Consider the following 10489-nt stretch of genomic DNA (forward strand, 5'->3'; position numbering starts at 1 on the left):
CGGTGCAGCAAATAAACTACGCAACGGTAGTTCTACTTTGAAGCTAGTGCGGATACGGGAAACTAATTGGGTTGCTAGTAGGGAGTGTCCGCCAAAGGTAAAGAAGTTATCATGAATGCCTACTTGCTCTAGTTTAAGGACCTGCGCCCAAATTAGTGACAGGATTTCTTCGGTGGGGGTGCGTGGAGCTACGTGTTGGTCTGTGAGTTCAGCGTGTAAATCTGGTATGGGCAAAGCGCGGCGGTCTACTTTGCCATTGGGGGTGAGGGGTAAGGAATCTAAAATGACGAAAGCCTGGGGACCCATGTATTCTGGCAGCTTTTGTGTGAGGAAGCTACGCAGTTCGCTGACAGTGGCTCTCTGCTCTTTTTGCGACACAATGTAGGCAACTAAGCGCTTGTCCCCAGGAATGTCTTCACGGACAATCACGCAAGATGCTTGCACATGGGGATATTGGCTGAGGACTGTTTCGATTTCGCCCAACTCGATGCGGAATCCCCGGATTTTTACTTGATTATCGCTGCGACCCAAGTATTCGATATTGCCATCTGGCAAATAACGGGCTAAGTCCCCGGTTTTGTAGAGACGGGAATTAGGGTAGGTGCTAAAGGGATTGGCGATAAATTTTTCTTGTGTTAACTCTGGTCGGTTGAGGTAGCCGCGTGCTAATCCGACTCCACCTATATGCAATTCTCCTGGTACACCTACTGGTACTGGTTGTAAATTTTCGTCAAGGATATAAAGTTGGGTATTGGCAATGGGACGACCAATGGGAGGCAGCAGCGGCCAAGTTTCCACGGAATTAGTCAGAGTAAAACTGGTGACGACATGACTTTCCGATGGTCCATAATGATTGTGCAAAGTACAATCAGTTAACTGGCTCAACCATTGAGAAATGGCAGGAGTAATCTGCAACTGTTCCCCCGCAGTGATGATTTGGCGCAGATTACTAATAACTAATTCCCGCTCAATAGCCACCTCGGCTAGTTGCTGTAAACCAACAAAGGGAAGAAACAGTCTCTCAACAGCTTGTTCTTGGAGTAAACCTAACACAGCCAATGGTTCTCGGCGCAATTGCTCTCCAATCAACAGCAATGTCCCCCCAGAACACCAGGTTGAGAAGATTTCTTGGAAGGAAACATCAAAGCTAATCGGCGCAAATTGCAGGGTTTTTGCCCCACTAGAAATTGTGACATTTTGCCGTTGCCACAGGAGCAGATTGCAAAGAGCAAGCTGATTCATGGCCACACCTTTTGGTTGACCTGTAGAACCAGAGGTGTAAATCACATAACCCAAGTTATGTCCTTGCACCTCAGAGATGAGATTCTCTGGACTCAACTGAGAAATTAGTTGCCATGCGGTATCTAAGCAGACAATATTTTCTTGATGGGTTTGTAATTTTTCAACTAATTTCTGTTGACTTAGTAATACCGAAACTTGAGCATCTTCTAACATGAAAGTCAGACGCTCTTGTGGATATTCAGGGTCAATTGGTACATAGGCTCCACCCGCTTTGAGAATGCCTAGTAGTCCCACTACCATCTCTAAAGAACGCTCTACACAAATACCCACCAGCACATCCGCACCCACACCATGAGAGCGTAAGTAATGCGCTAATTGATTAGCCTGACAATTCAACTGACTATAGGTAAGTTGTTGATTTTCAAACACCACCGCCACTGCATCCGGGGTCAGATCAACCTGCGACTCAAATAACTGATGGATACATTTATCCTGGGGATCATCAACCTGAGTATCATTCCACTCCAGCAAAATTTCCCGCCGCTGCTGCTCAGATAACAAAGGTAGGTAAGCAATACACTGGTCAGGTTCGGTGAGAATACCTTGCAGAAAAACAGTAAACTGCTCTTGCATTCTGGCAATACTGTCATTATTCAATACATCTGTGTTGTAGAACCAACAACATTTCTTCCCATCTGAGGAAATTATGAAAGTTAGATCACTTCCCAACGGACTTTGGTAGTCCTCTAGTTTTTCCACACGCTCTACAACCACTGGGAAAAACTGCTCACTACCCCGATCGGACAACGAACGAAGAGATGGATACCTAGTCACGACATCCCGGACATAAGTTAGGGGAAGTTGGGTAAATTCGAACTGTTTTTTTAAAGCCGCAAAACTTTGCTCGTAATCTATATTTACCCGATAAGGAACAACTGACGCAAACAAGCTTTCGAGTCCGACCAACTGTCGTTGTAATTCAATATCTTTAAATCCGATATCAAAACATCCGCTGCCACCAATTCGAGCTAGATAAGTAATAAAAGCAGCTGCGAGAAAATCACTTCGGTGCCATTGGGGATGGCGTTGTAACCATAAGGTAATTGCCTCATCGGGTACAAACATCCTGGCTCTGGCATACTGTGGTTCTTTCAGGTGTAATGATGCTGTCTGCTTTGCCTCAGGAATAGTGATGGACTCTAAGGTTCCTAGCCTTTCTACCCAAAAAGCTTCATGCTTAACAATTGACTGATCAAACTTCTCAATCTGCTTGACCTGATTAGGCTCAAGATCACAAAACTGATACCCGACTTGCAAGCCAAATTTCTCCACCAGATATGAAATTGATAGTGCTTGACCATTAATAGCCAGTACCTGACGTAGTGCAATATCATAACTTGCTGTAGAAACTGTGATATAAGTAGGTTCAATGTTTGTGATCGTTCCCGGAGGGTAGTTGGACAAGTTACCCTGAACCTCAAGCTTAGAGACTATAAACAAATTGCTGTCTATAGCCAATTTAGGCCGACCTAATGGATTGGGATAAGAACCAAAATCTAAAGCCCTAATCAGGGCATCTAACTCATAAGCACAACGCTTCCATGAGATGATTCCGCCTGCCCTCAGCCTTTTGAAGCGGGAAAAATAGGTGCGCTGATTCAGGTTTACTTTGGTTGCTACAAATGTACCAGAGGATAGCTCATCAACTAGTTGAGCAAATGCATTAATAGCAGCTTCATAGCATTTCCCATTTAGAGTCAAAGCTGTCTCGTCATCAGCAATATCGATAATTACCTGCTTCAGGATATCGCCCGCATCAACCATAGCGGCCATTATATGCCACGTCACCCCATGAGTCTTCTCCTGATTCATCAACGCCCAGGAAGTGGCATTGACTCCTGCATATCTTGGTAGGGGGGCATCATGATAGTTGATCGCAAATTGGCGTGGTAACTCTAGAATTTCCTGGGGTAAAACATACCTATTGACAATACTGAACAGGTAATCAAAAGGCTGCTGGCTTAAAAATTCTCCGAGATGATCTGTTGGCTTAATATAAGGTATGTTTTTCCCCTCAGCCCAGTTAATTATCGATGCATCTGCGGAGATAATGCCGTAAATTACGTGACCTTGATTGATCAGTATTTCAGCACATTGAATCGGTAAAGTTCCCTCGCCAATAATAAAGCAATTAAATTTATTTTGATGATTAGCCATAATAGCGAGTTTTTTAACTATTTTGTCTATTTTAGATAACTAAAATAGACCTCTCCGGAAATTAGGTTTTCAGCTAGACAGGTTAAGGGTTTCAGATTCTTTTTCGGAGATGTTTGATGCTTACATATAAGCAATACCGATGATTACCGTATAAGAATTTTCCCTCATTTGTCAATGCGTAAGTTCTAAATATATTTTGTTAAAGTTATGACTCACTCTTACAACTTACGCAAGCGTCACACCAAAAATCTATTGTAGGGTGCATCAGATATCAACAATCTGTTTATTTGCTAGATTTTTACGGTTTGATGCACTTTACAAGAAAGACTGGGAAGTTTGAAAGCCCCTGAGTAAGCATTGCGTAGCAATGCATTAGGTGCTTTAGACCGGGGAGTGTCAACAATGTGACAGTTAGGGTGCGGAATATGGGATATAAAGATGCACCGTTAGATAGATAAGCATAAGTCTTACCTGCTATCTATTGCATTTTTTTGATAAAGCTGAGATTATTTAAAAGTCTAGGTTAAGTGCGTTGGAGTTAAAAATATATGGGACTCCTATGGGATTTTGGCACAAAACTACCATAGCATAGGGATCAGTGTACAAGTCTTATAGGAAAGAATGATCAGTCAGCATTTAGGAACTACGACACTTGTAGTGTGAGTATTGCAGCAACAGTCAATATATTTACCAACAAGCTATATTACCTGATAGATAAAAATAAATTATGTATATAGTTCGTTGATTAATTACAAATTATATGATTTGGAGATGAAAATGTTGTGACAAATCAAGTAAATACCCAATCAGTTCTGACATTTGATGGTCAAGATGACTACATAAATTTTGGCAAAAATGATATTGGTGGTGTGTTTGCTCAGGGGAGTTCAGCCTTTACGATTTCCGGATGGGTGAATCCGCATCAACTCACCAATAAAGCAACTACATACGGGGCACACAATGTATTTTTTGCCCGTTCTTCAGATCGATACAGTGATAATTTTGAATTTGGCATCAGTGAAGAAGGTAATTTAGATGTATACATTGATGAAAATATTGACAATGTTATTAAAACCTTTGGCAATGGAGAATTAACCATCGGACAATGGCACTTCTTTGCCATTGTTTTTAATGGCGGTCAACTGACTATATATCTTGATGACCATGAATATACTGGGTCTTTGACAGGTTCTTCTTTGAACAAAGCAACTAGTCCTATAACCATGGGGGCGACTTTACACAATAATGTATACTTTACAGGACAGTTGGCAAATATTAGCGTCTGGAATTATCCCTGCACTCAAGACCAAATCCAAACGCATCGCTCTAGTCCTCTAGTTGGAAATGAACCAGGATTAGTAGCCTACTGGAGATTAAACGAAGGAGAAGGAACAACTGTCCAAGACCAGAGTGGAAATACCCATAATGGAACCTTGTATGGTAATCCCAGTTGGAATTTAGCACAAGTTCCATTTGCGATCGCACAATCATCCAGCGAGGGACACAGACCAAGTAGTTCACCTGCAGAGATAGCCGAAATCTCCCAAACTACCGAATACCCACAACAGGAACAAGCGCAAACACCCTCTCAAGAGGAATCGAAACAAACTATGAATAATACAGCAAATCCCAAATATAAAATACTTGCTATTGATGGCGGTGGTATTCGGGGTATTATCCCCGCAATCATCTTAACTGAAATTGAAAAGCGGACACAAAAACAGATTTTTAGTTTGTTCGATTTAATTGCAGGTAGTTCCAGCGGAGGAATTCTCGCACTCGGACTAACTAAACCGCGATTAGATTTAGCAGGATCTGATAGCCCACCCGTCGCCCAATACAGCGCTGAAGAACTTCTGCAAATATATTTGGAATATGGGGCTGAGATATTTTACGAGCCATTCTGGGAACAATTACTCGGACAGCTAGAGGATATATTCGTTCAACCAAAATATTCTTCAGAGGGGAGAGAAGAAATTATCAAGCAATATTTTGGCGACAGCCCTTTAGAAAATAATCTCAAAGAAGTTTTCGTAACGAGCTACGATATCGAGCAGCGAATTCCCATATTCTTTACTAATAAGCTCGAAAAACAACAGACTAAATCGAAAAAGTTTCGCAAGTTATGCCTAGGTTTTACGCTCACAGATGCAGCATTGGCAACTAGTGCAACTCCGACTTATTTTGCTCCCTATCGTGTTTCCAGTTCCCATAATACCGACGGCTTCTATACATTAGTGGATGGGGGATTAGTTGCGAATAATCCCGCTAATTTGGCTATTTTAGAGGCGCAAATTAGTAAGCAAGAAAATCAACAAGCCCTGAATATAGAGGATATCTTGGTAGTATCCTTGGGTACCGGTTCCCTGACCAGTGTCTACCCTTATGACCAAGTGAAAAATTGGGGACTATTGCAATGGACAAAGCCGCTGTTAAATATGGTGCTTGACGGCGGGAGTGAAGTAGTAGCTGGAGAATTAGAACGGTTGTTTGAGGCTACTAATAAAGGTCATAAAACTTCTTATTATCGGTTTCAACCATTCTTAAAAAGTGAACTCGAAGATATCGATAATGCCAAACCAGAAAATCTGCGCCAATTACAAACTTTAGCGAATATACTGATTCAAGAAAAAAATCAAGAAATCGATGAATTGTGTAGTATCTTGTTAAGCTAGAGACTTCCAAAATAAAAAATATCCCATATTTAGGGTGCGTCAGCCGAACGGTTATTAATTGAAATCACAGATTGATAAGATTGTCAGCAAAAGTATCACAATTTTAGGTAATTACAATGGACGAAATCGTTAAAAAATTGGCTGGTCTGGGTCTTCCTGGCATAATTCTCGTGGTTTTAGCAGTTTCATCAGCAGGTAGTAATGCTGCTATTGTTGCTACCCTCACATCTGTGGGAGGACCGTTTGGTATCCTCGGAGGTATAGGTCTGCTTGGTCTGACAACAGTTGTAGGGGATACTGTAGCAGGCTATGGAATTGAAGCTATTCTCAAGGCTATATATACAGAACGTAGCAAAACCGAATCAGTCAGATTTCTGCTCAAAGAAATTAAAGATTTGCCCATTTCAGACGACCTAAAACTCAAACTGAAAAATCACCTCAGTCCCGAAGCCAATACTTCTGCTGAAGCACCAGCAGAACCAAGGGAAGTGGAAATTGTCGAGGAATAATTTCTGGATTTACCCATCTGTCACAGTCAGTAACTCAGCCCTAAAGGGACTGAACTTGCAAGAAAAGCAGAAACTTACACAAATATAGTTCTGTTTCCCTTTTTTACGACCATTTTTATTAATTCATATTGGGCGTGAGTCAAGTGGTAGGGTATGCTTTACTCATGTTACTCTCTTTTGTGCTGTGTTCTTTCTATTCACAACTTACACTGGGAGAGCTTTTTTACTCACTCACCGACTTTTCAAACACCCTCTTAAATTGTTGGGCATTTTGGCTCTACGTTTGGAGAAGAATGTTTGCTAAAACAATACTGTAGCCAAATTACGAGGGTTCAACGGCTGTAGGAGCATTGTGAACACGACCAAGAGAGGTAAGCTCAGGGGAAACGCATCTAAATTTTATTGACAAAATACCATTTTTGTGTATAAACGAAATAATCGGTATTTATCGTTTGATGGATTTTTTCAGAGTCATCGTGATGGTTTAAATTATTGTCAATAAGTAGACGTTAATGCAAATTTTTGGGTCATTATTGAGATTAAATAGTCCTTATTGATAAGATGCGTTTCCCCCGGAGGTAAGCTTGGCAAAAATCTGGGCTAATAAAATAGGCTCTGGTTGTTCCGGAAGCATTTTTAACATTTCACGAACATATCGAAAACCACGACAGTAAGCCTGAAGATCAATAATTCCAGCACCAGGATTATCTTGACGGAATTGAGCTAAGTAAGTTGGCGTTAAACAATCAACATATGTAACGAAATGTAAATTCGACAAATACCTTATAGATAGGTTATTTAAGGGTTTTTACGAAAAAAATGTATATTGATTTTATCGTGCCGACTTACTTAAAAGATAATGAGATAAGTTGACCATAAAAAATATTGATTGGCCGCATTAGTCACCGCAGTTTGACCCCGATTCATAAAATCTTCCAATCCCCAGAACTGTTTGGCATCACGAAAATTAAATTCGATTTGAAAGCGTAGTCTATAATAGTCGATTATTTTCTCATAAGACAAATCTAAGTCACTGGAAAATAAAATCACATGACTAACAGCATTCGTCTTGATATTTGTTTTTACCAAAATCACTACATTCAAGGATTGAGCAAATTCTTTGTGCAGTAGAGTCATTTGATAAATATCAGTTTTGATATCTTCGTCAATACTGCTTTGACGTAAATATTCCCCAGCAATATTACGCCAGTCCAGCTTATCTCCGTATTTACGACGAGAACGATGATTAGAGTCAGGATGTTGGTAAGGGATGTATAACGCCGAATCGTGGCGTAATTTGGAAATTATGTGTAACTTTACCTGTCTAGCCATTTGCAAAGCATTATTGTTCCCAAAGTGACCATCTACAACCAAGTAAGTGAGAGGAATAAAGTTAGCTATTAACTTAAATAGTTCATTAATCATCTTTTGAATTCTTAGTAATTCAGATGTAAAAATTACCTCCTGTTTATTTTTATTCTTACTTCCTTTAGGTCTTCCACGCCCACGTTTTTCTTGAGGTTTTACATCTGGAATTGGCGAGATAATACTTTCTTCTACATCACTTTTAATTACCTGTTCTATTTGAATCGGAAATGAGTGTCTTTGTTGAACACTTACTAATGATAATGTAAAGAAAGATAGACCCGATATTGGTTTACTTATTAGACTGGAAAAGAACCTATCTAATCCATAGGTTTTTTTCCCGGCTTTGCTTATTACTACTTCGTCTCCTGCCAACAAATAAACATCATTTGGGCAAAACAAATGCCGCCGAAAAAACACCCAGAACACCGTTGCCCACGGTATGACTGTCTGAAAAAATCTGATTACCGTCCGATAACTACCACCACTAAGCGTCCAACGTGATATTCCCAACATTGTTACTCGTCCGCTCATTGCTAACATGGCCATGATGATCTGGCTCAACTGCCGCATAGTCGTGACTTTTATTTCTGGTAGCAGGCATTGCAGGAGTGTTAGGATATCAAACATGGGCTGTATGTGGTTTTCGAGTTTTTGTTTTGGAAGACTATAACTCTACTACATCAGCCCTCTCTCTTCATCCTCTTTTTTTGGCTACAGTATTGTTAAAGGTAAGGGACTTTTTGCCATCAATTCCTGCGGTCTTTTTCCTGTGCATTTAGCTGTGTTACTTGACGGATAGCCAGTAATCTCGCTGCGGTAGACTTCAGAATCAGTTTTTGTAGGGACTTGGCTTTGCGCTTGTCTCCAACTTGAACCGCTTTGTACACTCGTTTTTGTAGGCGGAATAAGTTACGGCGGAATTTCTTCCAAGGTAACGTCTTCCAGGATTCACGCTTAGTTGTCTCTGTGTCTAATCATGCTCTGCTCCAATCTGTGTATTCTGAACACCTCAGACCAATTACGGTCTGTCCTACCCGAATTGAAGGAGTTCCGCTGCTCGTCCAGCCTACTTATAGGGAACGAATCCGCCCTTAGACCTTCAATCCGTTTTTATTCGTTCCCTCGGTTGATTGATAGTTCCGTTAGGTGTAGCCAATTCAACCACTGGATTCCCTGGACTCTTACCGCTATTTGATTAAGATGCGGTGGGAATGATCTCCAGTGAAGTCAGGTTTTGTTGTTGTGTCCTGCTTTGATATAGGTTGCTTTTCTAGGCTGGTGTTTCACCGTAGGAACTCCCCGTTAACGCCAAGTGTCACCCCACAACGGGTGTCTGATTGCGTCCTATCCCCGGCTTCACCCTCCAGATACCGAGTCTGGTCAGTGCGGGCAGGTAAGGAGTCATACCTGAGTCTGGTAGACGGGACTTGCACCCATATCAGACCGAGAGTTCAACCTTTTCCATGATTGGATTGGGTTGGTTGGCTTATGTACGGACTGGATACCGTGATTCAGCTAACAACGAATCGCACTAATCATTATCATGCAGCTTGGGCTTGGGCAGGTACTACTCCCTTCCAATGGACAAAACAAATAGCCTCTCACTTTGGTGGAACTCGTAATCCCTTAATTATTGCATGGGGCGATCGCATTAAAGATCAAGGCGGACTTCGTAGCCAATTCCATCATGTCATTGATATTACGCCAACTATTTTTGAAGCTGCGGGAATTACTGCACCTACAAAAGTTAACGGAGTGAAACAACAGAAGATTGAAGGTACTAGCCTAGTTTATACTTTTGATAATTCTGATGCTCCTTCTGAGCGTAAAACTCAGTATTTTGAGATGTTCGGAAACCGGGCTATTTATAATAATGGATGGATAGCTGCGGCGCGTCATCCTCGATTACCTTGGCAGGGTACAATTAATGCTGACTTCGAGAAAGATCCTTGGGAACTATACAACATTGAGGAAGATTTCAGCGAAGCGAATAACTTAGCATCTGAGAATCCAGAAAAACTGGAAAAACTACAAAATTTATTTTTATCAGAAGCGCGTAAACACAAAGTTTTACCAGTGGTGGAGTTGGTGCTGGTGGAAATGGGAAGTTATTCATTAATGATCAACAGGTGGCTGAGGGTCGAATTGAAAAAACTTTACCCTACCGTTTGGCTTTAAATGAAACTTTTGATGTGGGTCGAGATACAGGTACTCCGATTGTGGAAACCTATCAAGTACCGTTTGCATTCACAGGTAATTTACAGAAAGTTACTTTGAATTTGAAGTAATTGTTTTCTCTCGCAGAGGCGCAGAGAGCAAGACAGAGTATATTTTAAAAATCATACTCAATTATTTTCTTCTCTGGTGTGTCCTCTGTGCCTCTGTGGTTCGTTTTAACAAAGATTTTGAGGCTTAACAGAATCATATTGAATATTCTCTTCTTCTTTGCCTGTTGGCGCGAAATAAGAAATTTATGAA

General features: G+C 41.0%; 4 protein-coding genes and 3 pseudogenes. 3 read left to right on the forward strand and 4 right to left on the reverse strand.

Going from position 1 to position 10489, the window contains the following annotated elements; all coding sequences use genetic code 11:
* On the reverse strand, positions 1-3459 hold a 3459-nt coding region (locus tag PN450_RS20145), incomplete at its 3' end, for an amino acid adenylation domain-containing protein (RefSeq protein ID WP_271837357.1).
* Positions 3460-4241: 782 nt separating this feature from the next.
* On the opposite strand from PN450_RS20145, the gene PN450_RS20150 reads away from it, so the two are divergent.
* Positions 4242-6134 carry a patatin-like phospholipase family protein gene (locus PN450_RS20150; RefSeq protein WP_148765141.1) on the forward strand — a complete coding sequence of 631 codons (1893 nt, stop codon included), beginning with the start codon at positions 4242-4244 and terminating at the stop codon, positions 6132-6134.
* A gap of 116 nt (positions 6135-6250) precedes the next feature.
* A complete protein-coding gene (locus PN450_RS20155; RefSeq protein WP_148765143.1) occupies positions 6251-6643 on the forward strand; it encodes a hypothetical protein in 393 nt (130 codons plus the stop codon).
* A gap of 550 nt (positions 6644-7193) precedes the next feature.
* Here PN450_RS20155 and PN450_RS20160 read toward each other — a convergent pair.
* From PN450_RS20160 to PN450_RS20170, 3 pseudogenes are all read right to left on the reverse strand, one after another.
* Positions 7194-7370, reverse strand: a pseudogene (locus tag PN450_RS20160) (IS4 family transposase); the annotation flags it as partial.
* A gap of 126 nt (positions 7371-7496) precedes the next feature.
* Positions 7497-8638: pseudogene (locus PN450_RS20165) on the reverse strand (transposase); the annotation flags it as partial.
* A 97-nt stretch (positions 8639-8735) separates the two neighbouring features.
* Positions 8736-8989: pseudogene (locus tag PN450_RS20170) on the reverse strand (reverse transcriptase N-terminal domain-containing protein); the annotation flags it as partial.
* A 528-nt stretch (positions 8990-9517) separates the two neighbouring features.
* On the opposite strand from PN450_RS20170, the gene PN450_RS20175 reads away from it, so the two are divergent.
* A complete protein-coding gene (locus PN450_RS20175) occupies positions 9518-10189 on the forward strand; it encodes a sulfatase/phosphatase domain-containing protein (protein WP_271837358.1) in 672 nt (223 codons plus the stop codon).
* The last annotated feature ends 300 nt before the right edge of the window (positions 10190-10489 follow it).

The organism is Dolichospermum lemmermannii CS-548 (assembly GCF_028330815.1).
GTDB lineage: Bacteria > Cyanobacteriota > Cyanobacteriia > Cyanobacteriales > Nostocaceae > Dolichospermum > Dolichospermum lemmermannii.